The 26,709-nt window shown below is 69.9% G+C and carries 25 protein-coding genes; 7 read left to right on the top strand and 18 right to left on the bottom strand.

Annotated elements, in window-relative coordinates; genetic code table 11:
• Positions 1-2 precede the first annotated feature (2 nt).
• The 8 genes from ACTWQN_RS10730 to ACTWQN_RS10695 all read right to left on the bottom strand — a co-directional run bounded on the left by ACTWQN_RS10730 (position 3) and on the right by ACTWQN_RS10695 (position 6,271).
• The gene (locus tag ACTWQN_RS10730; RefSeq protein ID WP_443203240.1) at positions 3-623 is read right to left on the bottom strand and encodes a histidine phosphatase family protein; all 621 of its coding nucleotides are present in this window, start codon (positions 621-623) and stop codon (positions 3-5) included.
• Positions 620-1,018, bottom strand: a complete 399-nt coding sequence (rsfS, locus tag ACTWQN_RS10725; protein WP_443203239.1) for a ribosome silencing factor — start codon at positions 1,016-1,018, stop codon at positions 620-622. Before rsfS ends, ACTWQN_RS10730 begins: the two co-directional genes overlap by 4 nt.
• Before the next feature lie 228 nt (positions 1,019-1,246).
• Entirely contained in the window at positions 1,247-1,915 is a 669-nt protein-coding gene (locus ACTWQN_RS10720; RefSeq protein WP_443203238.1) for a YdcF family protein, read from the bottom strand.
• 38 nt (positions 1,916-1,953) lie between these two features.
• Positions 1,954-2,562 (bottom strand): nicotinate-nucleotide adenylyltransferase, encoded by a 609-nt coding sequence (gene nadD / locus ACTWQN_RS10715; protein WP_443203237.1) that lies wholly within the window; start codon positions 2,560-2,562, stop codon positions 1,954-1,956.
• Between the two features lie 245 nt (positions 2,563-2,807).
• Positions 2,808-3,029, bottom strand: a complete 222-nt coding sequence (locus tag ACTWQN_RS10710; protein ID WP_443203236.1) for a ferredoxin — start codon at positions 3,027-3,029, stop codon at positions 2,808-2,810.
• Positions 3,030-3,057: 28 nt separating this feature from the next.
• Positions 3,058-4,263 (bottom strand): cytochrome P450, encoded by a 1,206-nt coding sequence (locus ACTWQN_RS10705; protein WP_443203235.1) that lies wholly within the window; start codon positions 4,261-4,263, stop codon positions 3,058-3,060.
• Between the two features lie 81 nt (positions 4,264-4,344).
• Positions 4,345-4,929 (bottom strand): TetR/AcrR family transcriptional regulator, encoded by a 585-nt coding sequence (locus tag ACTWQN_RS10700; protein WP_443203234.1) that lies wholly within the window; start codon positions 4,927-4,929, stop codon positions 4,345-4,347.
• A 1-nt stretch (position 4,930) separates the two neighbouring features.
• Complete coding sequence (locus ACTWQN_RS10695) at positions 4,931-6,271, bottom strand: glutamate-5-semialdehyde dehydrogenase (RefSeq protein ID WP_443203233.1); 1,341 nt, start codon at positions 6,269-6,271, stop codon at positions 4,931-4,933.
• 124 nt (positions 6,272-6,395) lie between these two features.
• Between ACTWQN_RS10695 and ACTWQN_RS10690 the strand changes: the two genes are divergently transcribed.
• The gene (locus tag ACTWQN_RS10690) at positions 6,396-8,516 is read left to right on the top strand and encodes a RecQ family ATP-dependent DNA helicase (protein ID WP_443203232.1); all 2,121 of its coding nucleotides are present in this window, start codon (positions 6,396-6,398) and stop codon (positions 8,514-8,516) included.
• A 58-nt stretch (positions 8,517-8,574) separates the two neighbouring features.
• Here ACTWQN_RS10690 and ACTWQN_RS10685 read toward each other — a convergent pair whose 3' ends face one another.
• The 4 genes from ACTWQN_RS10685 to ACTWQN_RS10670 all read right to left on the bottom strand — a co-directional run bounded on the left by ACTWQN_RS10685 (position 8,575) and on the right by ACTWQN_RS10670 (position 10,267).
• Entirely contained in the window at positions 8,575-8,739 is a 165-nt protein-coding gene (locus ACTWQN_RS10685) for a DUF885 family protein (RefSeq protein WP_443203231.1), read from the bottom strand.
• Positions 8,740-8,895, bottom strand: a complete 156-nt coding sequence (locus tag ACTWQN_RS10680) for a hypothetical protein (RefSeq protein ID WP_443203230.1) — start codon at positions 8,893-8,895, stop codon at positions 8,740-8,742.
• A 326-nt stretch (positions 8,896-9,221) separates the two neighbouring features.
• Positions 9,222-9,419, bottom strand: a complete 198-nt coding sequence (locus tag ACTWQN_RS10675) for a DUF397 domain-containing protein (protein ID WP_443203229.1) — start codon at positions 9,417-9,419, stop codon at positions 9,222-9,224.
• Positions 9,416-10,267 carry a helix-turn-helix domain-containing protein gene (locus tag ACTWQN_RS10670; RefSeq protein ID WP_443203228.1) on the bottom strand — a complete coding sequence of 284 codons (852 nt, stop codon included), beginning with the start codon at positions 10,265-10,267 and terminating at the stop codon, positions 9,416-9,418. Before ACTWQN_RS10670 ends, ACTWQN_RS10675 begins: the two co-directional genes overlap by 4 nt.
• A gap of 278 nt (positions 10,268-10,545) precedes the next feature.
• Between ACTWQN_RS10670 and ACTWQN_RS10665 the strand changes: the two genes are divergently transcribed.
• Positions 10,546-10,764: an HC3 family zinc finger protein gene (locus tag ACTWQN_RS10665; protein WP_443203227.1), complete on the top strand. Its 219-nt coding sequence runs from the start codon at positions 10,546-10,548 to the stop codon at positions 10,762-10,764.
• A gap of 135 nt (positions 10,765-10,899) precedes the next feature.
• A complete protein-coding gene (locus tag ACTWQN_RS10660; protein ID WP_443203226.1) occupies positions 10,900-12,177 on the top strand; it encodes an MFS transporter in 1,278 nt (425 codons plus the stop codon).
• A 27-nt stretch (positions 12,178-12,204) separates the two neighbouring features.
• On the opposite strand, the gene proB is transcribed toward ACTWQN_RS10660, so the two are convergent.
• The 4 genes from proB to rplU all read right to left on the bottom strand — a co-directional run bounded on the left by proB (position 12,205) and on the right by rplU (position 15,511).
• The gene (proB, locus tag ACTWQN_RS10655) at positions 12,205-13,326 is read right to left on the bottom strand and encodes a glutamate 5-kinase (protein WP_443203225.1); all 1,122 of its coding nucleotides are present in this window, start codon (positions 13,324-13,326) and stop codon (positions 12,205-12,207) included.
• Positions 13,323-14,804, bottom strand: a complete 1,482-nt coding sequence (obgE, locus tag ACTWQN_RS10650; RefSeq protein WP_443203496.1) for a GTPase ObgE — start codon at positions 14,802-14,804, stop codon at positions 13,323-13,325. Before obgE ends, proB begins: the two co-directional genes overlap by 4 nt.
• Positions 14,805-14,930: 126 nt before the next feature.
• Positions 14,931-15,188: a 50S ribosomal protein L27 gene (gene rpmA, locus ACTWQN_RS10645; protein ID WP_443203224.1), complete on the bottom strand. Its 258-nt coding sequence runs from the start codon at positions 15,186-15,188 to the stop codon at positions 14,931-14,933.
• A gap of 14 nt (positions 15,189-15,202) precedes the next feature.
• On the bottom strand, positions 15,203-15,511 hold the full coding sequence (gene rplU / locus ACTWQN_RS10640) for a 50S ribosomal protein L21 (RefSeq protein WP_443203223.1): 309 nt from the start codon (positions 15,509-15,511) through the stop codon (positions 15,203-15,205).
• Between the two features lie 417 nt (positions 15,512-15,928).
• Here rplU and ACTWQN_RS10635 point away from each other — a divergent pair, with 417 nt between their 5' ends.
• The 4 genes from ACTWQN_RS10635 (at position 15,929) to ACTWQN_RS10620 (ending at position 22,738) form a co-directional block, all read left to right on the top strand.
• Positions 15,929-17,632: a hypothetical protein gene (locus ACTWQN_RS10635; protein ID WP_443203222.1), complete on the top strand. Its 1,704-nt coding sequence runs from the start codon at positions 15,929-15,931 to the stop codon at positions 17,630-17,632.
• Positions 17,629-18,609 (top strand): glycosyltransferase family 2 protein, encoded by a 981-nt coding sequence (locus ACTWQN_RS10630; protein WP_443203221.1) that lies wholly within the window; start codon positions 17,629-17,631, stop codon positions 18,607-18,609. The genes ACTWQN_RS10635 and ACTWQN_RS10630 overlap by 4 nt, the downstream gene beginning before the upstream one ends.
• Positions 18,610-18,725: 116 nt before the next feature.
• Positions 18,726-21,953, top strand: coding sequence for an arabinosyltransferase domain-containing protein (locus tag ACTWQN_RS10625; protein ID WP_443203220.1), 3,228 nt, complete (start codon positions 18,726-18,728; stop codon positions 21,951-21,953).
• Positions 21,954-22,015: 62 nt separating this feature from the next.
• On the top strand, positions 22,016-22,738 hold the full coding sequence (locus ACTWQN_RS10620) for a helix-turn-helix domain-containing protein (protein WP_443203219.1): 723 nt from the start codon (positions 22,016-22,018) through the stop codon (positions 22,736-22,738).
• Between the two features lie 69 nt (positions 22,739-22,807).
• On the opposite strand, the gene ACTWQN_RS10615 is transcribed toward ACTWQN_RS10620, so the two are convergent.
• A complete protein-coding gene (locus ACTWQN_RS10615) occupies positions 22,808-25,723 on the bottom strand; it encodes a translation initiation factor IF-2 N-terminal domain-containing protein (protein ID WP_443203218.1) in 2,916 nt (971 codons plus the stop codon).
• 166 nt (positions 25,724-25,889) lie between these two features.
• On the bottom strand, positions 25,890-26,684 hold the full coding sequence (locus tag ACTWQN_RS10610; protein WP_443203217.1) for a TIGR03936 family radical SAM-associated protein: 795 nt from the start codon (positions 26,682-26,684) through the stop codon (positions 25,890-25,892).
• Between the last annotated feature and the right edge of the window lie 25 nt (positions 26,685-26,709).

The following is a 26,709-nucleotide window of genomic DNA, read 5'->3' as shown; positions in this document are numbered from 1 at the left end:
GATCAGGCCTCGGCCGGTACCCCGGCGTTGTAGGCCACCAACCGCCAGCGATGATCGTCGCCGGTGCGCGGCTTCAGGACCACCCAGTGGCAGTTGGTGATGCCGCCCAATCCCGGCCACAGGTCCACCGGCAGGCCGACCAGCCTGGCGGTCAGCGCCGTGATCAGACCGCCGTGCGCGCACAGCAGGGCGGTGCCCTGGTGCTGGTGGTGGAGCTCGTCGACGACCTCCGAAGCGCGCTCGGCGACCTCGACGCGCGACTCACCGCCCGGCGGCGCCCACGCCGCGTCCGCTCGCCACACGGTCATCGCCCCGGGCCAGCCGTGCTCGACTTCAGCGCCGCTGAGCCCCTGCCACTCCCCTAAGTGCGTCTCGCGCAACCGCTTGTCAAACCGCACCGAAGTACCGCTGAACTCGGTGAACGCCGCCGCTGTCGAGCGGGCGCGCGTCAGGTCCGAGCTCATCGCGATGTCCGGGGCGAACCTTGCGATCACCGGTGCCGCGCGCCGGGCCTGTTCCCGGCCGTTCTCGGTCAGCGAGCTGTCGAGGTGCCCCTGGATGCGTCCTGCCGCGTTGTAGTCGGTCTCCCCGTGCCGCCAGAGCACCAGCCGCTCCAGACTCACGCGTCGGAGTCCTTCGAATCGGCCTCGACGGGCTGGCTCTGGTCTTCGAACTCGATCCGCGGGCAGTCCTTCCACAGCCGTTCCAGCTGGTAGAACGCCCGCTCTTCGGAGTGCTGGACGTGCACCACGACGTCGACGAAGTCCAGCAGGACCCACCGGCCCTCGCGCGCGCCCTCCCGGCGCACCGGCTTGGTACCGGCCGCGCGCAGCTTCTCCTCGATCGCGTCAACGATCGCCTCGACCTGCCGTTCGTTCGGCGCCGAGGCGATCAGGAAGCAGTCCGTGATGACCAGTTGCTCGGAGACGTCCAGCAGGACCACGTCGGTGGCCTTCTTGTCCGCCGCGGCCTGCGCCGCGATCAGAGCCAGTCGGCGGGCGTTCTCGGTGGCTGCCACTTCACTCCTCTCGGGTGGGCCCGGTGTGCGACCCACGCCGAATAGAGGATAGCCAGCCCACCCGGGACCAGGCCGGACCCGTCTGCACGGCTGCCGGGCCGACAACCACCCAGCGCTCGCGGCTCAAGCCGAAGCGGTTGCGGCGGGCCCATTCCGGCGCGGCTTCTCGGCGGCGCACGCGGTCGGTGACGTATCGCACCTCAGGATCTTGCGACCAGCGCATGCGGCCTAGTCGTGAACGAGCCTGGTGGTGTAGCCAGCCTCGACGAGGCGGCGGTACGCGGCATCCACCTCTGCCGGGACCTCTTGCGGGATCGCGAAACCGCGCTCGGCGTAGACGGTGATCCGTTGGGTATCGCCGACGAGCATGTTGATCACGTAGTCGACGTCCCCGATGGCCTGGACGTACTCGTCGAGCGGCAATCGCTGGGAACTGCAAACGATCTCGACCGCGGGCCACACCTTCTTGGCCGTGGCGAACGCTCGGCGCTGTTGGTAGGGGCGCGACACCATCAGCACGGAACGGACGCCGATGTCTGCCGCGGCGAGCAGCTCGCGGGTGTACTCGATGTTCTCGGCCGTGTTGGTCGCCCGCGGCTCGACCAGGATCGCGGAGTCGGGTACGCCGCGGTCAAGCGCGCGCTCGCGGTAGTGCACGGCTTCGCCTCGCGGGAGCCGCCCGATGGTTGTCGGGGCGTTCGCGCCGGTGAAGACGATCAGCGGGAAGTACCCGTCCCGGTAGAGGTCAGCGGTGTGATCGGCGACGCCCAGATCGCGGCCGCCCAGGCCAACGCCCACGTCGCAGCGGCGGAGCTCGTGGTGGAGATCGTGGTAGGCCCAGAGCCGCTCCACATCCGCACGAAGGTTCTCCGGGATGCCGAGCGTCAGTTCGTTCATCGCTGCCTATCGGACCTTCGGCTCGGTCGCGGAGATCGCTACGGGCCCCATTCCTGGGTGGGTTCGCGGTAGAGGCCGCGTTTGGTGATGTATTGGACGATGCCGTCCGGGACCAGGTACCAGACCGGTAGGCCCGCTCGGACCCGGTCGCGGCAGCCGGTGGAGGAGATCGCCATCGCCGGGATCTCCACCAGCGACACCGCACCGGCCGGTAGGTGGGCGCCGTTGAGCGAGTAGCCGGGTCGGGTCACCCCGATGAAGTGCGCCAGGTCGAACAGGTCCTCGACCCGGTGCCAGGACAGGATCTGCTCCAGCGCGTCGGCGCCGGTGATGAAGTACAGGTCCGCATCCGGGAACTGCTTATGCAGATCGGTGAGGGTGTCCGCGGTGTAGGTGGGGCCGCTGCGGTCGATGTCGACGCGGCTGACCAGGAATCGCGGGTTGGACGCCGTGGCGATCACCGTCATCAGGTAGCGGTCCTCGGCCGGGCTCACCAGCTCGTGGCTCTTCTGCCACGGCTGGCCGGTGGGCACGAAGACGACCTGTTCCAGGCCGAACTGGGCCTGCACCTCGCTGGCAGCTACCAGGTGCCCGTGATGAATGGGGTCGAAGGTGCCACCCATGACCCCGATCCGGCGACGAGACATAACTGATAAGCCTAGAAAGCCGACGGCCCGCGCCGCTCGGCGGGGCGGGCCGAAGTGTCGCGCATCGCACCGCACGCCGACCGTGGGGCCTGGCCCGAGCTCCCCCCTTGGGCCGGGCCCCACGGCCCTGCGCGACCCTCGGCTGCTGGGGGCACCGGGGGTCGCGGGCGCTGCCGTTTCTCAGGCGCGCACGGGTGGGACGACGCACCTGTGCCGCCATGATTCGATTGCTGGCGTGTCCTGGGTCACTCTTCGGGAGCGATCACGCGGCCCGTTTCGGTGTCCTTGACGAGGATCGCCTCGACCGGGCAGGACTCCGCCGCGTCGACGACCTCGTCAGCTGGATCCGCGGTCGCCTGCTTCGCGCACGAAAACCCGTCCACCAGGTCGAAATGCTCCGGAGCGACCCCGACGCACATGCCGGAACCGATGCAGGCATTCGAGTCGACCTCGATCGACCAGCTCATTCGCCACCTCTTTCAGATATGAGCGAGATCACCCGACACCTTGCCACGACACCAGCATCTTCTGCGGGCCGCGAACCAGCATTCCGGATTTCCAGTCGACGTCGTCGGCGGAGGTCGCGAAGCGGAGTCCCGGCAACCTGCGCAGCAGCGTGCTCAGGGCGACCTGCAGCTCCATCCGCGCCAGCTGGGCGCCGAGGCAGTGGTGCGGGCCGTGTCCGAAGCCGATGTGCGAGGCCTCCCGACGGGTCAGGTCGAGCTGTTCCGCGTCGCTGAACACCGACTCGTCGCGATTCGCCGAGCCGGTGCTGACCAGCACCGGTTCACCGGCCCGCACCAGCACCCCGCCCAACTCGACGTCTTCGGTGGCGTAGCGGGGAAAACCAGCGCCGACACCGAGCGGCACGTAGCGCATCAGCTCTTCGACGGCCTGCGGCATCCCGTCGAGGTGCTCGCGGAGTTCCGCGAGCTGTTCCGGGTGGGTGAGCAGCACGTAGACGAAGTTCGGGATCTGCGTCGCGGTGGTTTCGTGCCCGGCCACCAGGATCCCCGCGGCCAACCGGACCATTTCCTCCTCGGAAAGCCGGTCCTGTTCGTCGCGGGCCGCGATCAGCGCGCTGAGCAGGTCGTCGGCCGGTAGCGCGCGGCGTTCGGCGATCAGCCCGGCCATGTAGCCCATCATCCGGTCGATGTAGTCGGTCACCTGCGCCGGGGTGAGCTTCGTGGTCGACAGGAACGCATCCGACCACACCCGGAAGTCCCGGCGGTCGGCGTAGGGCACGCCGAGCAGTTCGCAGATGACGGTGATCGGCAGGGGCAGCGCGAAATCCTCGACCAGGTCGGCCGGTCCGCCGTGTTCGAGAATCCGGTCGATGAGATCGTCCGCGATCTGCTGGGTTCGCGGCCGCAGTTGTTCGACGCGGCGCGCGGTGAAGGCCTTCGCGACCAGTTTGCGCAGGCGGGTGTGGTCCGGGGGATCCATGGTGAGCAGTCCGCCGGAGGACGCTTGGGGCCGCATCCGCGGCTCGTCGTGGTCGAGCGCGGCGGCGCGGCTGAACCGCGGGTCGCCCAGCACGATCTTGGCGTCTTCGTAGCGGGTCGCCAGCCAGGCCGATTCTCCGTAGGGCAGCCGGATTCGGCTCAGCGGTTCCTGCTCGCGCAGCCGCGCGTAGATGGGATCGAGGTTCAGCGCGTCGGCTTGGCTGAACGGATAGGTCCTCGGCTCCGTGGTGGTCATGCACAGCTCCAGGTGGACGTGATGTAAGCGAGCGCTTACATCACCACGCTACGCGCGCCGGAACGGCTTCGCACGCCTCCATCATCTTTCGTCCGGAACGTCCACTCGTTCCAGCAGAACGGAAATCGCCCGCGTCACGTACCGGGCGACAACGTCCGGATCGGCATCGCGCAACGGCGCCTTGCCCAGCACCGAACGAACCATGCCGATGCCGAACAGCCAGGCGAGCACCAAATCCGCGCGCAGCTCGGCGTCCGCTGCGTCGGTGAGTTCCGCCAGCCGGGCCGCGTACCTCGCACCCAACTCCTCGCGCAGCACCTGCGCGGCGCGCTCGTCGCTGTAGGACCGCAGCATCGCCGCGATCGGATGCTCGTCACCGCTGCGCTGCTCCGCGGACAGCAGGTTGCACAGCATTCGCCACGGCAGCTCCTCGGGCGGCTGCGCATCGAGCACCCGAGCACTGTTGTGGCTGAGGACGGCTGCGAAAAGTTCTTGCTTGGAGCCGAAGTAGCGGAACAACAACGCCTGGTTCACCCCGGCGCGGGCCGCCACGTCGCGCACCGTGGTCGCGTTGAAGCCGCGCTCGGCGAACAGTTCCGAGGCGGCTTGCAGCAACGCTTCCTTGGTAGCGGCCGAATCCCGTTTGCGGCGCGGCGCCCCGGTCAACTCAGCTCCCCGGCAGAGGACTCGCGTTCGCCGGAGCGGAGCCCGGTCGCACGTGCCCGTCACCGAAGGCCAGCCACTTCGTGGAAGTCAGCTCGGGCAGCCCCATCGGACCGCGGGAGTGCAGCTTCTGGGTGGAAATGCCGATCTCGGCGCCCATCCCGAACTCGCCACCGTCGGTGAACGCGGTGGAGGCGTTGACCATCACGGCAGCGGCGTCGACCTGCAAGGTGAACTGCCGCGCGGACCGGACGTCGCTGGTCACGATGGCCTCGGTGTGCCCGGAGCCGTGGGCGCGGATGTGCTCCACCGCATCGGGCAGCGAATCCACCACCGCTGCCGCGATGTCCAGCGACAGGAACTCGGTGTCCCAGTCCTCTTCGGTCGCCGCAACGACGTTCGCACCACCGGCGGCCACCACGCGCTCGTCGCCGTGCACGGTCACTCCCGCGTTGTGCAGTTCGGCCAGCGCCTGCGGCAGGAACTCGTCGGCGATGTCCTTGTGCACCAGCACCGTTTCCGCCGCGTTGCACACGCTGGGACGCCGCGCCTTGGAGTTGAGCAGGATGCGCAGTGCCGAGTCGATGTCGGCACTGGCGTCGACGTACACGTGGCAGTTGCCGACGCCGGTCTCGATGGCGGGCACCGTCGCATGCTCGGTGACGGCCGCGATCAATCCCGCGCCACCACGCGGGATAACCACGTCGACCAGGCCGCGGGCCGTGATCAAGTGGTGCACGGACGCCCGGTCGTGGCACGGCAGCAGCTGCACGGCAGCGGCGGGCAGACCGTGCTCGCCGATCACGTCGGAGAGGATCGACACCAGCGCCGTGTTGGAGTGCTCCGCCGAGGACGATCCCCGCAGCAGCACCGCATTGCCCGCCTTGAGCGTCAGCCCGGCGGCGTCCACCGTGACGTTGGGACGACCCTCGTAGACGATCCCGACCACGCCGAGCGGCACCCGGACCTGTTGCAGTTGCAACCCGTTGGGCAGCACGCTGCCGCGCAGCACCTCGCCGACCGGGTCCGGCAGCCCGGCGACCACGCGCAGCCCATCGGCCATCGCGGCGATCCGCTCCGGGCTCAGGCTCAGCCGGTCGACCATGTGCTCCGGCATGCCCGAGTCGCGACCGGCCGCGATATCGCGGTCGTTGGCGGCGAGGACCTCCGGCGTCCGCCGCACCAGGGCGTCGGCCATCGCGTGCAGCAGCGCGTCCTTGGTGCTCCTGGTGGCCTGGGCCAGCTCGGTCGCGGCTCGCTTGGCCCGCCGCGCCGCGTCGCGGACCTGCTCCCGCAACTCGTCGCCGGACGCCTTGGCCGTTGTCGTGGATTCGGTGGTGGTCACCTGCCCAGACTAGTCCGTTCGGACAACCCCTCGACATCCGATTTCCGGCCCGGCCAGCCTCACCCAGGTGTGCGCCACCGCCCCCGGATCCGGCACGTCAGGGCCTTCCGGTAGGAATCGGGACGTGGACGAACACGCGCTGCGCGAACTCGCCGACGACCGACTCCGCGCCCTGGCGGGCCCTGATGCCACGCTGCGCGAGGACCAGTGGAGCGCGATCCGCGCACTGGTGCTCCAGCGCCGTCGCGCGCTGGTCGTGCAACGCACCGGCTGGGGCAAGTCCGCGGTTTACTTCATCGCCACCGCGCTGTTGCGCGAGCTCGGCGAAGGTCCGACCGTGATCGTCTCGCCGCTGCTGGCGCTGATGCGCAACCAGGTCGATGCGGCCGCGGCCGCTGGCGTGCACGCCGCGACGATCAACTCCGCGAACCCCGAGGACTGGGCTGACGTCGAGGAGCAGGTCGCCGCCGGTGAGGTCGACGTGCTGCTGGTCAGCCCGGAGCGGCTGAACAACCCCGACTTCCGCGACACCATCCTGCCCGAGCTCACCCAGAGCGCCGGTCTGCTGGTGGTGGACGAGGCGCACTGCATCTCCGACTGGGGCCACGACTTCCGCCCGGACTACCGGCGACTGCGGACGCTGCTCACCGAGCTGCCGGAAGGCGTGCCGGTGCTGGCGACCACCGCCACCGCCAACGACCGCGTCGTGCAGGACGTGGCCGATCAGCTCGGCGTGGGCGGCGAGTACACCGATCCGCGGGAAACGCTGGTGCTGCGCGGCAGCCTGGACCGGGAGAGCCTGCGGCTGGGCGTGGTCCGGTTGCCGACGGCGCAGGCGCGGCTGGGCTGGCTGGCCAGCCACCTAGGCGACCTGCCCGGTTCGGGAATCATCTACACCCTGACCGTGGCGGCGACCGACGAGATCGCGGCCTACCTGCGGGACCAGGGCTACCAGGTGGCGTCCTACTCGGGTCGCACCGACCCGGCCGAACGCCAGCAGGCCGAGGCGGACCTGCTGGCGAACCGGGTGAAGGCGCTGGTGGCGACCTCCGCACTGGGCATGGGCTTCGACAAACCCGACCTGGGCTTCGTGGTCCACGTCGGGGCGCCGTCCTCGCCGATCGCCTACTACCAGCAGATCGGCCGCGCCGGGCGCGGTGTGCAGCGGGCGGAGGTGCTGCTGCTGCCCGGCCCCGAAGACCGCGATATTTGGAGCTACTTCGCATCGCTGGCGTTCCCGCCCGAACCCACGGTGCGCGCGGTGCTCGATGCGCTGGGCCGCGCGGAGCGGATGTCGACGGCAGCACTTGAGCCGCACGTCGAACTGGGCCGCACCCGGCTGGAGATGGTGCTCAAGGTGCTGGACGTCGATGGCGCCGTGCGCCGGGTGAAGGGCGGCTGGGAGGCCACCGGGCAGCCCTGGGCGTACGACGCCGAGCGGTACCAGCGCATCGCGGTCGAGCGGAAGTCCGAGCAGCAGGCGATGCTCGACTACCTCGGCACCTCGTCCTGCCGGATGGAGTTCCTGCGGCGCCAGCTGGATGACCCGCACGCCCAACCGTGCGGGCGCTGCGACAACTGCACCGGCTCCGGTTACGCCGCCGACGTCGACGAGCACGCCGTGCAGCGGGCGGAGGAACGACTGCGCCGACCCGGTGTGGCGGTTTCGCCGCGCAAGATGTGGCCGAGCGGGATGGACGCGCTGGGTGTTGCGGCTGCTGGCAAGGTAGCCGCTGGCGAGCAGGCCGCCGAGGGCCGGGCGATCGGACGGCTCACCGACATCGGATGGGGAAACCGGCTGCGCGAACTGCTCGGCACCGGCGCACCGGACCAGGATCTGCCCGACGACCTGTTCCAGGCCGTGATCAAGGTGCTGGCCGCCTGGGAGTGGGAGCTGCGCCCGGTGGGCGTGGTCGCGCTCGGGTCGCGGACCCGGCCCCGGCTGGTGCGCAGCCTGGCGGAGCAGATCGCCGCGATCGGCCGGTTGCCGCTGCTCGGCGAGGTGTTGACGAACCCGAACACGACGCCTCGGCGGGCCACGAACAGCGCTCAGCGGGTGGCGTCGCTGTGGCCGCAGTTCAAGGTGCCCGACGACCTCGCCGCCAAACTGTCCACACTGGACGGACCAGTGCTGCTGATGGACGACTACGCCGACACCGGATGGACCATCACGGTCGCCAGCCGCCTGCTCCGCCAGGCCGGTGCCCCGGCGGTGCTGCCCTTCACCCTCGCCACCACGAGCTGACTCCAGCCGCGAGCAGCACTGGTCGCAGTTGCCGACTATTACCACTCGCGGCATCGAATCAGCGGTTCGATCGACTCCTGGTCCAGTCCGCGATGGCCTCGTCGAGGACGGGCATCGGGCCGTTGCCGAGCACCACGTCATGGAACCTCCGGAGGTCGAAGGCCGCGCCGAGTTCGGCTTCGGCGCGGGCGCGGAGCTGTTGGATCTCCAGTCGACCGACCATTTAGGACAGTGCCTGGCCGGGATTTTCGATGTGCGCACTGGCCGGTCGCAGCAGCAGGCTGAGCAGTTTGGTCAGCGGCGAGATGACGAGGTCGTGCATGGTGTGCTCGACGAGTCGCGAGCCGATTCGCGTCGCAACCGCCTCGGCCCGCTGCACCACAACGCCGCGCGTTATTCGTTGCCGCGCTGAAGGATCGAGTTCGCCGGGCGATGCGCATCGCGCGATCCCGAATCGCCAATTCCGCCGCTTCGTCGAGATCGTTGAAACGTTGATCAATTCTGGTGGCCGAGGAGATCGTTCAGCGGATCTTCGTCGGCGAGTGCGAGCACTGTGGTCGCCAGGTCAACGGATTCGACCGACCTAGACGAAACGGGCCAATTCACCCGAAATGAGTCGAAGAACTGGCTGGTCACGAGAGAGCTGTGGAAAACCAGCCTCGGTGCCCTCGAACCGCGAGCCGAGGGCACCGCAGTGGGCGGCTTTCAGAAATCGAACCGACCGGTGCGCACTCCAGCGATGAACGATCGCCACTGGACATCGGACACCGTGAAGTACCCCGCCGCCCGATGTTTCGAATCCCGGACCGCTGCGCCGTCACCGGCGCGGCCGACCTCGACGCAGTCGGTTTCCTGCGCCGACCAGCTCGACTTCCGCCAACCGACCGGCTGTGCAGTAATCACGCAATAGCCTCCATCTCGTTCGCACACTTGGCGATGAACCCGATTGATTCGGCGTCGTCCATCGCGAACGAGAGCAGGGTAGTGATCGCGTCCAGGTATTCCTGCGCGAGTCCTGGGTTGTACAGAAAAACCGCCGACCGGTAATGCTCCAAGTGGACGATCGGCTGCGCCTTGGGGAACTCGAAGACCACGAAAGGGCCCACGTGACCGGGATGCCAAGTCGTCGATCCACTTGGCACCACGCGAACCTCGATGTTGGGCCAGCTGGCCAGTTCCTCCACTTTGCGCAGTTGTTCGGCCATCACGGCATGCCCACCGATCGGTTCTCGCAGCGCGTGCTCGCTGATGATCGTCATCAGCCGCGGGGCGTTGCGCGCGGAGAGGATCTCGCGGCGACCGACCCGCATCAGCACCAGCTTCTCGACCTCGCCGACCGGTTTGCCGCGCATCACGGCGCGCGCGTAGTCGGAGGTCTGGAGCAACCCGGGGATCAACCCGGTGGCGACGTTGGTTATGCGGGTAGCGGTGCGCTCGAACTCGATCAGCGCGGTCAGTTCCTGCCGCACCCCGGCCCGGTCCGCGGTGAGCCAGTTCGGCGCGTCGGCATCGCGGGCCATCTCAACAAGTCGATCACGTTCGGTAGCCGAAACACCTAATGCGGTGACGAATGCGGCGACCACTTCTGGCGGCGGTACGGATTTTCCCGTCTCGTACCGCATCAGCTTGACGTGGTTGGTATCGAGCTCCTGTGCCAGCGCACGCAGGCTCTTGCCGGTCGCTTCCCTGGCTTCGCGCAGCTCAGCGCCGAGTGCGCGGGCTTTCGGCGTGCCACCAGTGGTACGGGTCATGAAACACAGCGAAACAGAATTCGAGTCAAGTAACTACTACCTGTTCAGGTAATTGGCCCGCCGTTTCAGTACCACCAGAATGGTACGCGCGACGACGACCGATCAGGAGCCCAGCATGCGGATACCAGCCAGTCTCGCAGCAGCGCGGCGCGCACTGGTGTTCGGTATGTTCCCTTTCGTCGTTCCCCCGAAGCGACTGCCCGGACGCGACACCTCCCGCGATGGCGCGCGGCGGTCGCCTCCAGTTGACTGGACTTTGGAACAGGCGGTGATCGTGCATGCCCTACCCGTTTCGCTGGCAACCCGGTGAAGGACAGCGACACGCCACGCTGAAACCCCGGCCCCGTGGCGGATTTCCGACCGATACGCAGATCGAGACGTTGTGCGGCACGCAGATCACGGTGGACAACTCCGATATCGCATGGCTGTGGACGACCTGCCCGGAGTGCAACAAGACCGCGCACGAGCTGGCCGGTACGCCCATCGGCCCGCGATAGCCCGTTTTCCCACTGACTGAATCCGGACCTTCCGCGCGGGCGGCGCAGACCGTACTGTGTCGTCACCCGTTCGAGGTCCGGAACGCGAGCGCGTCCCCGGAACAAGAGCGTCCTGCCACGAAACCGGAGGATGCGATGGCTCACGACGCGGCGACGGCCGAAGATTCCCGCCTGCCCGTTCGCACGCTGGTCGCCGCGAGCATCGGCAATGCGATCGAGTGGTACGACTGGACCATCTACACCGCCTTCAGCGTCTACTTCGCCTCGGCGTTCTTCCCCGGTGAACTCGCGTTGATCAACACGTTGGCCACGTTCGCGCTGGCGTTCTTCTTCCGCCCGCTGGGCGGCTGGCTGCTCGGCCGGTTCGCCGACCTCCGGGGCCGCAAGACCGCGATGCTGCTGACCATTTCGCTGATGGCCGGTGGTTCGCTGATCATCGGCCTGCTGCCGACCTTCCAGGCGATCGGCTGGGCGGCGTCGATCCTGCTGATCCTGGCCCGGGTCGGCCAGGGCCTCTCACTCGGCGGCGAGGTGTCCAACGCCTCGGCGTACCTGGCGGAGATCGCGCCACCGGCCAAGCGGGGTCGCTACTCGGCGTTCTTCTACATCTCCACCGGTACCGCGCTGCTGGTCGCCTCGCTGCTCGGCTACGTGCTCACCGCACTGCTCACCAAGGACCAGCTCACCGACTTCGGCTGGCGGATCCCGTTCTTGATCGGCGGAGTGCTCGGGCTGCTCGGCATCTGGCTGCGCCGCACCCTTGAGGAGACCGAGCAGTTCGAGGACAACCAGGCCAAGGCGAAGGCGCTGAAGAATCCACTGTGGATGACGCTGACGCACCACCCCAAGGCCGTCGCCCAGCTGGTGGGCTTCAGCATGCTGTCGACGTTGTGCTACTACACGTTCTTCAGCGCGCTGACCCCGTTCGCGGTGACCAACCGCGCGGCGAACGCCACCGATGTGTTCCTGGCCCTGTCGATCGCCACCGCGATTTTCATCGCCCTGCAATACCCGATGGGCGTGCTGTCCGACCGCATCGGCCGGAAACCGCAGCTGCTGGTCTGGTCGGCGGCCACCGCGGTTCTCATCGTGCCACTGTCCACATTGGTCCGGCCCGGGTTGGGGAACCTGCTCGTGGTGTTCTGCGTCGGCATCGCGCTCTACACCGCGATGACCTCCATCGCACCGGCGATCATGTCGGAGCTGTTCCCCACCGAGCTGCGCGGCCTGGGCATCGGCGCCTGGTACAACCTCACCGTCGCCATCTTCGGTGGTACCGCACCACTGGTGATCCAGGCGCTGGCCCGCTACGACCTGTCGACGCTGTTCTTCTGGTACATCGCCATCGGTGCCGCGATCGCGTTCTTCGTGATCCGCACACTCCCCGAAACCCGAGCCACCGAACTCCGCTGACCCCGATCGGATTACCCCTACGGAGTCCTAGCGCATCGCGACCAGGTCGTCTGCGTGGACTACCTCGCGGCGTTGTTCGGGGGGTAGCTGGTGGCTGGAGCGGCCGATCAGGGCCGGTAATTCCGCCGCGTCGTAGGCGACTACGCCGCGGGCCACCACCTCGCCCGCCGGGTTGACCAGTTCGACCACGTCGCCGCCGTCGAAGGCGCCCTCCACCGCGGTGACACCGGCGGCCAGCAGGGATCGGCGGCGTTTGACCACCGCCGCCACCGCACCGTCGTCCAGCCACAGACGCCCGTTGGCTCCGGCCGCGTGCGCGAGCCAGAAGCGGCGGGCCGAGAGCCTGCTGCCGGTTGCGGCGAACGCGGTGCCGACGTCAGCCGGGCCGAGCGCGCGCTCGACCAACGCGGCAGACGTCAACAGCACCGGAATCCCCGAGGAGCACGCGACTCTCGCCGCCTCCACCTTCGACGCCATACCACCGGTGCCCAACCCGGAGGCGCCGGTGCGGCCCGCGTGCACCCCGACCATGTCCGCGTCGCCGCCCACCTCGCGGATCGCCCATGCGTCGCCACGGCGCGGATCACCGTCGTACAGAGCGTCCACATCGGACAGCAGGATCAACGCGTCGGCACCCACCAGGTGCGACACCAACGCGGCCAGCCGGTCGTTGTCGCCGAAGCGGATCTCGGTCGTGGCGACCGTGTCGTTCTCGTTGACCACCGGCACCGCGCCGAGGCCGAGCAGCCGGTTCAAGGTGCGCTGCGCGTTGCGGTAGTGGCCGCGCCGCACCACGTCGTCCGCGGTGAGCAGCACCTGGCCGACCGTCAGGTCGTAGCGCGCGAATGATTCGGCGTACGCATGCGCCAGGGCCTGCTGACCGACGCTGGCCGCGGCCTGCTGGGTCGCGAGGTCCTTCGGCCTGCGGCGCAGCCCCAGCGGGGCGATCCCCGCCGCGATCGCCCCGGACGACACCAGCACCACCTGACCACCGGCAGCGACCCGCCGGGCCACCTCGTCGACCAGCCCCGCCAGCCGTTCGGCGTCCAACCCGCCCTCGGTCGTGGTCAGCGCGGACGACCCGACCTTCACCACGATCCGCTGCGCCGCCGCTACCGCCTTCCTGGTGTCCGAGAGCTGCTCGCTCACCGGCCGTCCTCCTCCTCGACGTACCGGCCGAACTCGTCCAGCGAGCTGCGGCGCGCCTTCTTCGCCGCCTTGCGGTCCGACGCCGGAACCCGGTCGCTCTGGTCCACCCGCAGGTCGGTGCCGCGGCGGCCGAGGACCCCCGCCACCCCGGCCGGGGTGGACGGCTCCCAGTCGAAGGTCACTCCGCCGATGGTCACCTGGCTGCCCGGCTGCGCACCGTTTTTGGCCAGTGCCTCCTCCACGCCGAGCTTCGCGAGCCGGTCGGCCAGGAAGCCGACCGCCTCGTCGTTGCCGAAGTCGGTCTGGCGCACCCACCGCTCCGGCTTCTCGCCGCGCACCACGAACGCGTCCTCGGTCTCCGGATCGGCGTCGACGGTGAACGCACCGCTGTCCACGGCCGCAGGTCGGACCACCACTCGCGCTGGCTCCGGCGGCGGCAGCTGCGCCCGGTAGCGCTCGACCTCGGCGGCCATCGCGAAGCTCAGCTCGCGCAGCCCTTCCCGCGATGCGGTGGACACCTCGAACACCGGCCACCCGCGGGCCTCGACATCCGCCCGGACGAGGTCGGCCAGCTCCCGGGCTTCCGGTACGTCGATCTTGTTGAGCACGACCATGCGCGGCCGGGTCGCCAGGTCCGCGCCGCCCTGTTCGGCTTTCAGCGCGGGCGTGTACTGCGCGAGCTCGACCTCCAGTGCGTCCACATCGGACAGCGGGTCGCGGCCCGGTTCGAGCGTGGCGCAGTCCACCACGTGCACCAGGACCGCGCAACGCTCGATGTGGCGCAGGAAGTCCAGACCCAATCCGCGGCCCTCACTGGCGCCCGGGATCAGGCCCGGCACGTCCGCGACCGTGAACACCGTCTCACCTGCGGTGACCACGCCGAGGTTGGGCACCAGCGTGGTGAACGGGTAGTCGGCGATCTTCGGCCGGGCCGCGGACAGCACCGAGATCAGCGACGACTTGCCCGCCGACGGGAACCCGACCAGGCCGACGTCGGCGACCGACTTCAGCTCCAGGACGAGTTCGAACTGCTCGCCGGGCTCACCGAGCAGCGCGAAGCCCGGCGCCTTGCGGGCCTTGGAGGCCAGCGCCGCGTTGCCCAGCCCGCCGCGACCGCCAGCGGCGGCGACGAACGTGGTACCGGTGCCGACCAGGTCGGCCAGCACCTCGCCGTCCGGGGTCAGCACCACGGTGCCGTCCGGGACCGGCAGCATCAGGTCTTCGCCCATGGCGCCGTTGCGCAGGCTGCCCTTGCCCTGCCTGCCGCTCGCGGCGCGCGCGTTCGGCCGGTAGTGGAAGTCCAGCAGCGTGTGCACGCCGGGGTCCACCACCAGGCGCACGTCGCCGCCCTTGCCGCCGTTGCCGCCGTCCGGGCCGCCGAGCGGCTTGAACTTCTCCCGGTGCACCGAGGCGCAGCCATGCCCGCCGTCGCCTGCCGCGACGTGGATGGTCACGCGGTCAACGAACCGCGACACGATGTCTCCTTATCTTCGCGAGTGCGGGCTCCAGTCCGCGTTCGCACTCACGAGAACACAAAAACGAGGGGCGGGCCGGACTAGCCGGACCCGCCCCTCGTCGGGAAGTACTCGCAGCCGAGAGCCGGGTCAGGCCTCGGCCGACAGCACGCTGACGGCCTTGCGGCCGCGGTAACGTCCGAACTGGACAGTGCCAGCGGACAGCGCGAACAGGGTGTCGTCCTTGCCCCGCCCGACGTTGAGACCGGGGTGGAACTTGGTGCCCCGCTGCCGGATCAGGATCTCACCGGCCTTGACGACCTGGCCGCCGTAGCGCTTGACCCCGAGGTACTGGGGGTTCGAGTCGCGGCCGTTCCGAGAGCTGGAAGCGCCCTTCTTGTGTGCCATGACTACTCAGGTCCTCACTTCGTGATGCCGGTGACCTCAACGCGGGTCAGCTTCTGCCGGTGACCCTGGCGCTTGTGGTAGCCGGTCTTGTTCTTGAACTTGTGGATGCGGATCTTGGGGCCCTTGGTCTGCTCGACCAGCTTGCCGGTCACCGACACCTTGGCCAGCGCGTCGGCGTCGGTCGTGACCTCAGAGCCATCGACGACCAGAAGCGCCGGGAAACTGACCTCGGAGCCCAGCTCGCCATCGAGCTTCTCGACCTCGACGACGTCCCCGACAGCCACCTTGTACTGCTTGCCGCCGGTCTTGACGATCGCGTACATGAGTCGGAAGTCTCCTGCTGCTCGGTTTCGCTACTTCACCAGGTCTGCGGCGGACGTCCACCCCCGACCGCGTGATCGAGGATTCCTACCACGCCGCCGGTGCAGCGCCTCGGTGGGTTCCTGTCCCGGCGGCCGAGCGCACGGCCGACCGCCCCCGAAACAGGCGTTTAGCCTCTCCGCCCGTCCGGCGGCGAGAAGTTCTCACCCATCATACAGACCACGTTCTCGGTCCCGATCGACCGGGGCGGCAGCACGAAGCGGAACCGGCCGCGAAAGCCGGTGACAGGCGAGCCGGGCCAGGCTACGGCCGCTGGATCGGGCAGGTCAAATCGCGCCAACCGACTTTCGAAAGTGCCGCTTTCGGACCTGCGCTTGCTACCTTGAGTCGCCGTTCGAATGAATCTGGGGACACGTAGCGTGACTGACATTGCATCCGAAGCCGACCGGGACGAGCGCGCCATCCCCGAAGCCCCACCCGGGCGCGCACGGATGCACCGGTTCGGCCCGATGCTGTTGGGCCTGCTGGCCGCTGTGCCGCCGCTGATGATGCTTCGGGAAGTGCTGCGCTACCCGCAGATGCACTTCTACGACTACTGGTGGGTGCTGCTCGACATCACGGGTGAGGACGGGACGCTGCGCCCGGCGGCGCTGTTCGGCTTCCGCAACGAGCACCCGTTCGTGCTGCCGAGCCTGCTGTTCTGGCTCAGCGCCCGGTTCGGGCACGGGCTCAACCAGCTGTTGGGACTGCTGGTCATCGCCTTCGGCATCGGCTGCGTGCTCCTGGTGTGGGCGATGCTGCCGAAGACGCTGAACCGCTGGCAGCGCGCGGGGCTGGTGGCGGCGGCCTCGACGCTGGTGTTCAACCCGCACGGCATCCACAACTACGTGCGCTCGATGAGCGGGGCGTCCTGGATCCTCGCGCTGCTGCTGGTGCTGGCCGCGTTGCTGGCGATGCAGCGGGAGCACCGGGTGCTGGCGATCACCTTCGGCCTGCTGGCCTCGATCAGTTACGGCACGTCGTTCGCGGTGTGGCCGGCGCTGGCCCTGGTGGCCTGGCTGCGCGGTGATCGACGACGCTCGGTGGCCGCGCCGCTGGTGGTCGGGGTGATCGTGGTCGCCGCCTGGCTGGTGCTGCGCGGCCCGCAGGGCGGTGGCGGCAGCTCTCCGACCGACGATCCGGCGCAGGCCATGCTCGCCGGGCTGAGCATGCTCGGCATGGTTTGGACCGGCACCGAACCGACGGTGGCGCTGATCGCGGGCGTGGCGGGTTTGGCGGTGCTGGTGCTGCACGCCCGGCAGAGCTCGCAACAGCGCAGCAGCGCCGCGGTTTGGTGGGGGCTGGCGATCTACGCCGTCGGATGCGCGGTGATGATCTCCGGATCGCGCGCCGCGTTCGGCGAAGCCGCCGGGTTGCAGAGCCGCTACAACAGCATGACCGCCGCGCTGTGGATCGCGCTGCTGGTGATCGTGGTCGGCTGGCCGCGCTGGCCGAAGATCCGCACCGTCGCGGTGGCCACCACGGTGTTGGCCACCGTCGCGCTCGGCGCACCGATGGCGCAGGGCGTGCGGGCCGATGCGCCGAACCAGGACCTGCTGGCCATCGCCGCGCGCATCGGCCACCCCGATGCGTTCGTCGACCGGTTCCCCGAACCGGATCGGCTGCTGCCTCGGCTGCGGGCCCTGGGGCACTACCCGTTCTCCGCGGAATTCACCCTGGGCTGCCCCGACGGCGTGAACATCGGCGATCGGGTCAACACCGCTAACTGGCGAACGCCCAGCGTTGGCGCGCTGCGCGAGCCGCGCCCGGACGGGCGCGATGTGGTGCTCAACGTCGAGACCGACCAGATCCACGGCGGTGCCCGGATGCTGAGGGGCTGGGCGATCTCCGGGATCGAGCGCGCCCGGTGCGTTGTCGTGCTCGACCAGGCCGACACGGTGGTCGGCGGCGGAGTGGTCGACATCCCGCGCTCGGACGCCGAAGCCCAGACACCCGGCATCGAGATCGGGCTGGGCTTCCAGGCCGTCGCCCCGGCGCAACCCGGCCCGCTGCGCGTCGCCTTCAACTTCCCCGACGGCTGGTGGATCCGGCCCCTCACCGAAAGTCCGCAGGTCACGTCATGACTGAAGCCGCGCATCCGGAGGTCTCGCTGCTCGCCCCGGCCAAGAACGAGCAGCAGAACCTGCCGCAGCTGTTCGCCGAGACCCGCGAGGCGATGAAACAGCAGCACCGGTCCTGGGAACTGCTGGTCGTCGACGACGGCAGCACCGACGACAGCTGGCGGGTGATCACCGAGCAGGCGCAGTCGGATCCCCGGTTCCGCGGCATCCGGTTGCGGCGCAACTTCGGCAAGGCCGCCGCGCTGGCCGCCGGGGTCGCCGAGGTCCGCGGTCGGCTGCTGGTCACATTGGACGCCGACCTGCAGGACGACCCCGCCGAGATCCCCCGGCTGCTGGACGAACTCGACGGAGCCGATCCGGCGGACCTGGTCAGCGGGTACAAGGCGCAGCGGCAGGACCCGCTGGGCAAACGGCTGCCGTCGAAGGTGTTCAACTGGATCACCGGGCTGATCACCGGCCTGAAGCTGGCCGACCACAACTGCGGGCTCAAGGCGGCGCGGACCGAGGTCTACCGGCGCGTGCCGCTGTACGGCGAACTGCACCGCTACATCCCGGCGCTGGCGCACCAGCTCGGCTACCGGGTCCGCGAGCGCGCGGTGCACCACCGGCCGAGGATGCACGGCAAGTCCAACTACGGGCTGGAGCGCTACGCGCGCGGTGCGCTGGACCTGCTCACCGTCGTCGCGCTCACCCGCTACGGGCGGCGGCCGGCGCACCTCTTCGGCGGGCTCGGGATGCTGGCCGCAACGATCGGCACGCTGATCCTGCTCTACCTCACCGGCGTCTGGCTGTTCACCGACCAGTCGATCGGCACCCGTCCACTGTTGACGCTGGGCATCCTGCTGGAGATCTTCGCGGTGCAGATGATCTCGCTGGGTCTGCTCGCCGAACTGGTCCTGCACCGCACGGGACGGGACCGCGATGTGGATGTCCTCGTGGCCGACCATGCCACCGCCCCCGACCACGTCCAGAGCGCGTGACGGTCAGGTGGGAATTCCGGTAAGAACCAGCATTCCCGCTCGCCGCCGGGCATGTTCCGGGGTGCACGGGCGGGGTGCGCACAACTGCGGACGATGACCGCCCGTATGGTCTCCCCGTGCACCTTGGGTCGGCGAAGAAACTTCGACTGCTCGCCTCGGTCCTCGGGCTGGTCGCCACCGTGCTGGCGCTGCTCGTGCCGTTCTTGCCCGTCAACCACGACGTGGTGACCCTGCGGTGGCCGACCGCCCAGGGCACCAGGTCGGTATCCGCACCGCTGGTCGCGTACTCGCCGCTGTGGCTCGACGCGAAAGTGCCGTGCGCGGCCGCCCGCGGCCTGGACGCACGCACCGCCGGGCCGGGCATCCTGCTGAGCACCAACCCGCCGTCGTCGGACTACGGCAAGCTGACCGGTCTGGTGCTGCAAGTCGACGGCGGCCAGGCCGCGCTGTTCTCCAAGGGACAGCAGGTGAGCACCGTGGCGCTGCCCGCGGGCAACTGCACGATCGCGGTGCGCGCCAACGCCTCCGGCACCACTTCCAGCATCGGCAACCAGCAGTGGGCGCGCATCGGCGGCGACCAGCGGCCACAGCTGACCGGCATCTACTCCTCGCTGGACAACGCCGTGGACGACGTGCGCGGCCTGGCCTTCGAGGCACGCGTGGACAACCGGTTCAGCAGCTACGCGACACCGCTGAAGATCTTGGTGATCGCACTGGCCGTGGCGGCGTTCATCGGCTCGGTGATCTGCCTGCACCGGTTGGACGTGCGGGCCGGGCGGCGCCCGCCGCGCCTCGCCCCGCGCGGCTGGTGGAAGCCGACGTTGCGCGACGCGGTGGTCTACGCGGCACTGGTCGTGTGGTGGCTGGTCGGCGCGATGACCTCCGACGACGGCTACGTGCTCAGCATGGTGCGATCGGCGCAGAGCGCCGGGTACGTCAGCAACTACTACCGCTGGTTCGCCAACCCAGAGTCGCCGTTCGGCTGGTTCTACGAGTTCTACTCGCTGTGGGTGCAGGTTTCGACGTCCACGCCGTGGGTTCGGTTGCCCGCGCTGCTGATGGGCGTCATCAGCTGGCTGTTGATCAGCCGCGAGGTGCTGCCCCGCCTCGGGCAGCAGGTGCGCCGCAGCAACGCCGCCGGTTGGGCCGCGGCAGCGGTGTTCTTGGCGTTCTGGCTGCCCTACAACAACGGGCTGCGGGCCGAACCGGTCGTGGTGCTGTTCTCGCTGCTGGCGCTGTGCGCCGTCGAACGCGCGGTGGCGACCGGGCGGCTGATGCCCGCCGCGCTGGGCCTGGTCGGCGCCGCGTTGTCGGTGGGCGTCAACCCGCACGGACTCGTCGCGGTGCTGCCCTACATCGCCGCGCTCAAACCGCTGTGCCGAATGGCGCGCAAGCGGGCCCAGGAATTCGGCTGGGTGCCGGTGCTGGCGCCGATCTCCGCGTCCGGGTTCGTGATCCTGACGTTGGTGTTCTACGACCAGACCTGGCAGTCGGTCATGGACGCGATGGAACTCAAGACCACCTTCGGTCCCAACGGCCGCTGGTACGAGGAGCTCAACCGCTACAGCCTGCTGTTCAGCCAGAGCCCGGACGGTTCGCTGACCCGCCGGTTCCCGGTGCTGCTGGTGGTCCTGTGCCTGGCGACCTGCGCGGTGGTGCTGCTGCGGCGCGGCCGGATCCGGGGCGCCGCACTCGGCCCGAGCCGACGACTGCTCGCGATCACCGCGCTGTGCTTCGTGGTGCTGGCCCTGACCCCGACCAAGCACACCCACCACTTCGGCATCTTCGCCGCGTTCGGCGGCGCGCTGGCGGCGCTGACCGCACTGGCCACCAGCAGCACCGTGTTGCGGTCGCGGCGGAACCGGTCGGCGTTCGTGGCCGGGCTGATGGTGATCCTGGCGTTCGCGGCCACCGGGCCGAACGCCTGGTGGTACGTCTCGGGTTGGGGCATACCGTGGTTCGACAAACCACCGTCGGTCGACGGGCACCGGGCCAGCACGCTGTTCCTGATCTTCGCCGGGATCGCCGGGATCATCGCGCTGGTCGAGCACCTGCGCGTCGACGAGAACAACCCGAAGGTCGTCGACGAGCGGTGGGGCAAACCGGAAAAGCGCAGCCGGGCGTTGCGGCTGGGCACCGCGCCGCTCGCGGTGCTGTGCGCGCTGATGGTGTTCGGCGAGATCGCCGCGTTCGCCAAGGCGATCCAGGAGCAGGGCAACAGCTACACCCTGGGTACCGACAACATCAAGCAGCTCACCGGATCCAGTTGCGGGTTGTCGGACTACATCGAGGTGGAAACCGATCCGCAGGCCAGCATGCTGCCGGTGTCGGCCCAGCAGCCATCGGTGGCCGCGCCCGCGAAGAACCCGGACCTGAAGCTCCCGCCGCGTCGGGTGGCGGACCGGGAGACCGCCGCGCAGTACCTCCAGTCCAAACAGGACGGTTTCACCCGCCCCGGAGTGCCCTCCGACGACGGCGCCGACCCGGACGCGCCGAGTTGGCGGCCACCGCACCAGTTCGGCGGCGACAACGCGCCGGTGTGGGGCAGCTACGACGAGGCCGGTAGCGGCACCGGCGAGCTGCGCACGCCCTGGTACGACCTGCCGGAGTCGGCCCGCAGCGGCGACGTTCCGGTGGTGCTGAGCCTGGCGGGCGCGGAGACCGGCGCGAACTTCGTGGTCTTCGAATTCGGCAAGGACACCGACCGCGGCTTCCAGCTCACCGGTCGCTACACCGTGCACCAAGGTCCGCCGCCCGGGTGGCGGGACCACCGGTACATGCTCGGCAGCGAGGCCGAGGGGGCGACGAAGATGCGGATGATCGCGGTCGACCAGACCCTCGGCGCGGAAGGCTGGCTGGCGGTGAGCGCGCCGCGGGTGCCGAAGCTGACCCGCATGACCGAGGTCATCGGCAACGGTGCGACGTTCGTGGAGTGGCCCGCCGCCCTGGTGCACCCGTGCCTGCGGATCTCCGGGCTGTACAACGGGATCGCCGAAATGCCGCAGTTCCGGGTGTCGGCCGGGGAGGAGGTCCGCGACATCGGTGAGGGCTGGTCTTCGCCGGATGCGGGCGGCCCGTTCGGTTGGCTGACGGTGGCCTCAAGCGTCCGCGAACTGCCGACCTACCTGCGCAACGATCCGCAGCAGGACTGGGGCTCGCTGTTCGTGGTGCACCCCTACGATGCGGACGCGCTGCCCGCGCAGGCGGCGCTGGAGGTGCACTCGGAAACCCACTGGGGCACCTGGTCACCCGGCCCGTTGACGCAGTCCGTGGAACTACCGGGCGACATGCCCAGTTCCGACGACCGCACCGACATCCCGACCTTCGACGACGAAACGGACTGACGGGGCCGGACCAGTATCGAGCACGGGTACCCGGTGTCGGGGCTCGCGGGCATCATGGTCGGGTGAGTTGGTATCGGGAGCGGCCGCCGATCGGTGTCCTGGCCGGGGCGATCGCGTGCGTGTGGACGCACGGCGCGGACGCGGACGGCCACGTGCAGCGCGTCGTGCCGGACGGCTGCGTGGACCTGATCTGGATGGGCGACCGGCTCGACGTGGTCGGGCCGGACACCGCCGCCCGAGTCGCGGCGCTGCCGCCGGGCAGCCGCATCACCGGGATCCGTGCCAAGTCCGGTGCCGCCCGCCTGCTGCTGGGCAACCTCCCCGCAGCCGAGCTGCGCGATCTCCAGGTCGACAGCACCGACGTCTGGGGCGCGTCCGCACAGGCCGCGGTGGACGAACTGGGGGCGGCCGAAGACCTGGGCCAGGCGGGGCGGATCCTGGAGCGGTTCGCCTGCGCGCGACTGCCGGAGTACGAGCCCGACCGGGCGCTCGAACCGGTGGTTACCGCCCTCGACGTCCCGGCGCCGCCGTCGATCCCGATGCTCGCCGACACCCTCGGGCTCTCCGAACGGCAGCTGCGACGACGCGTCACCGCCGCCGTCGGATACGGCCCGCAGACCCTCACCGGCGTGCTCCGCCTCCAGCGGGCGACACGACTCGGCGTGCGGCGTCGCGGGCTGGCTGAGCTCGCGCACACCGTCGGCTACGCCGACCAAGCCCACCTGACGCGCGAGTTCCGACGGCTCACCGGCCTGACCCCACGCCAGTACTTCACGGCGCGCTGACACCAGCCGCTCGGCCGAAGCCGGAATGGCCGATCCGTTCTTGAACGAATCGGCCATTCCGCGCGCTGATCAGCCCTCGGTGTTCGCGTCCTCCACAGGCGGCCCAGCCGGGCGCGACGCGGAGCGGCGGCCCCGCCGAACCGGCGCGGCCGGCGCGATGCTCACCACTGCGTCGTCGGCGGGCGGCTGCGATTCCGCCGGTTTGCTGACCACCAGCGGCGCCACCGGCGCACCGGTGCTGCCCGCGGCCCGCGTCGCCTTCCGGCGCGGCCGACCGTTGACGACCGGTTCGGCCGGTTCGGCCACCGACTGGGGCTCGACCGGCGCCGGAGCGACCTCGACGACCTCCGGCTCGATGACCGGGGTGGATGCGGCCACCGGTTCGGGCTCCGGTGCGGGTGGGACCGGCGCCGAAACCGGCTCGGCCACCACGACCTCCGGCTCAGCGGGCTCGGCGGCCTCCGGTTCCACGACCTCGGCCACCGGCTGCACCTCGACCGGCTCGGCGGCCACCGGCTCCACCACCGCGGGCTCCGGCTCCGCCACCACGGCGGGCTCGACCACGGCGGGCTCCGCCACAGGCTCTGGCTCCGGCTCGGTCTTCACCGGCTCCGGCGGTTTCACGACCTCGTGCTTGGCCTCGCTACGCGGCTCCGGCGCGACGGGCTGTTCCGCCGGTGCCTCGTGCTGCTTGCCGCGGTGCCGGTTGCGGCGGGTGCCGTTGCTCGCCGCCGCCTGGCCGTTGGCCTGCGTGACGGGGTCGGTCGAGACGATCAGGCCGCGACCCCGGCAGTGCTCGCAGGTGCTGCTGTAGGCCTCCAGCAGGCCGGTGCCGACCCGCTTGCGGGTCATCTGCACCAGGCCCAGCGAGGTCACCTCGGCCACCTGGTGGCGGGTGCGGTCCCGGCCCAGGCATTCGGTGAGGCGGCGCAGCACCAGGTCGCGGTTGGATTCCAGCACCATGTCGATGAAGTCGATGACGATGATGCCGCCGATGTCGCGCAACCGGAGTTGGCGGACGATCTCCTCGGCCGCCTCCAGGTTGTTGCGGGTCACCGTCTCCTCCAGGTTGCCCCCGGAGCCGGTGAACTTGCCGGTGTTGACGTCGATGACCGTCATGGCCTCGGTGCGGTCGATCACCAGGTAACCGCCGGAGGGCAACCAGACCTTGCGGTCCAGTGCCTTCGCGATCTGCTCGGTGATCCGCTGCTCGGTGAACACGTCGTTCTTGCCGACGTGCTTGTACAGCCGCTGCGCCAGGTCCGGCGCGACGTGGTGGACGTAGGCCTCGATGGTGTCCCACGCGTCGGGGCCCTGCACCGTCATGGCCGAGAAGTCCTCGGTGAACAGGTCGCGAACGACCTTGATCAGCAGGTCCGGCTCCTCGTAGAGCAGCTGCGGGGCCTGCGCGCCGGGCGTCTCGGCCTTCTCCTTGATGACCTCCCACTGGGCCTGCAACCGCCGCACGTCGCGGTCCAGCGCCTCTTCGCTGGTGCCCTCCGACGCGGTGCGGATGATCACCCCGGCGTTCTCCGGCACGATCCGCTTGAGGATCTCCTTGAGCCGCTTGCGCTCGGTGTCCGGCAGCTTGCGGCTGATGCCGGTCGCACCGCCGCCCGGCACGTACACCAGGAATCGGCCCGGCAGGCTGATCTGCGTGGTCAGCCGCGCGCCCTTGTGACCGACCGGGTCCTTGGTGACCTGCACCAGCACGCTGTCGCCGGTCTGCAGGGCCTGCTCGATGCGGCGAGCCTTGCCGGCCAGCCCGGCCGCGTCCCAGTCCACCTCACCGGCGTAGAGCACCGCGTTGCGGCCCCGGCCGATGTCGACGAACGCCGCCTCCATGCTGGGCAGCACGTTCTGCACGCGCCCCAGGTAGACGTTGCCGACCAACGAGCCGGAACCCGACGAGGTCACGAAGTTCTCGACGAGGACGTTGTCCTCCAGCACCGCGATCTGGGTCTGGTCGCCGTTCTGCCGGACCACCATCTTGCGGTCCACCGATTCGCGGCGGGCCAGGAACTCCGCCTCGGAGAGCACCGGCGCCCGGCGGCGCCCGGCCTCCCGGCCGTCCCGGCGGCGCTGGCGCTTGGCCTCCAGGCGGGTCGAGCCCTTGACCGCGCGGACCTCGTCGTCGCTGCTGTCCTGGCGGGTCTCCGCGGCAGGCTCCCGGACGTGCACGACGGTGTTCGGCGGATCGTCCTCGCGGGTGCCGCTCTCGTCGTCCGCGGTGCCCTTGCGGCGGCGGCGACGCCGACGGCGCCGGTTGGAGTCACCCCCGCCCTCGGACTCGGCGGATTGCTCTTCGGCGGTCTCCTCGGCAGCCGGTTCGGCGGCTTCGGCAGCGGTGTCCTCGGCGGCCTCGGACGGCTCTTCTTCGCCACCCGATTCGCCATCGGCACCGCGCCCCCGGCCGCGACCCCGGCGGCCCCGCCGCCGACGGCGGCGACCAGCGGGCTCGGACTCGTCCTCGCCCTCGGCGGCCTCCGCCGACTCGGTGGTCGTGGCGGGCTCGGCAGGCTCCGGCTCCGCTTCCGCCTGCTCAGGCTCGGCCTGCTGCGCGGGCTCCTCCTGCGCCTGCGGCGCCAGGAACATCGCCTCCGGGGCGGCGAAGACCGGCGTCAGCCCCGGCGCGGACGTCGGCTCGGCCCCGGCGGACGCGAAGTCGGCGGCTGGCACCGCCGACGCCGACTCCTCAGCGGCGGCCTCGGCCTCCGGCGAGTTCGACGGCTCCGCCAGCAGCTCGGGGTGCAGGGCCTGCACCACCTGCAGAGCGATGTCGCGGTCGATGTTCGACTGGGCGCTGCGGACCGATTCGCCGATCGATTCCAGCGCCGTGATGATCTCCCGGCTGCTGGCTCCCAGCAGCTTGGCCAGTGCGTGCACCCGAAGCTTGGCCGGCAGCTCGATCGTGCCCTGCTCTTCTCGGGTAGGTGTGGGCGATTGCCCGCTGGCGTTCCCAGCGGGCCTATCCATGTTCAACATCCAGCTCCTCCGCCCCCGGGCGCGTCCTGGTGGACGCGGCCGCACAGAGGCATGTGCGTTCTCCGGTCTCCGTCACCATCGGGCGACGGCAATTCTGGTAGTCCCTCCGCCCCGGACCTTCAGGCCGGGAAGTCATACGGCGGGTCGACGACGTCCGCGCCGTCCGTCACCCGGCCACGGGCTCTCCCGCCGGACTTCGGTCGCCGCCTGAGTCCTGGGCCAACGGGTCGGCAATGCCTCCCCCGTCGTCGAGCCGACCCTGCTCCAGCCGGGTCGCGCTCGCGGCGGCCGACGGTGCCAGACCGGCGACGACACGCAGGGCGCTCAGTACGTCGTCGGGTCGTACGACCGGTGTTGTCTGCCGCACGACCGTTACAAGTATCCCATACGGTTCCGATGCCTTCGGCCAATCGTCCACCCGGGCGGTCGAGGCCGAATTTCGATCACTCTGCGCGACCGGTTGACCACTGTCCCGAACCGCCGCGCTGACCAGCGCCGCTCGTGCGTCGATGGTGCGGTGGCCGTCCTTGGTCATCCGCTCCACCGGAGCGCTTTCGGCGGCCATCAGCGCCGCCACCGCGTCGCGCAGCTCGCCGACGTCCGTGCCGGGAAGATCGATCCGCCACCGGCTCACGCCCAGCCGGTCGGCCAGCGCGCCCGGCGCGGCCTCCGCCGCGTCGAGCACGTCGATGCCGTCGGGCAGCGCGGCGTTGAGCTCGTCGCGCAGCACCACCGGGTCGAGTCGTTCGACGAGTTGGAGCTCCACGTACTCAGCCTCGCTGGACACGCCGGTGGGTACCGCGCCCGCCCAGGACACCTTCGGGTGCGGGCTGAAGCCCTGCGAATACGCCATCGGAACCCCGGCACGGCGCAGCGCGCGCTCGAAGGTGCGCGCCACGTCCCGGTGCGAGGTGAATCGCAGCCGCCCCCGTTTGGCGTAGCGCAGCCGCAGCTTCTGCACGGGTGGCGCCGAGGGATTGGGATGA

The sequence above is a fragment of the Saccharopolyspora antiqui genome, from assembly GCF_052246905.1.
Lineage (GTDB): Bacteria > Actinomycetota > Actinomycetes > Mycobacteriales > Pseudonocardiaceae > Saccharopolyspora.
Note: the sequence above shows the minus strand (reverse complement) of the source record. Positions and strands in the feature narration are given on the sequence as shown.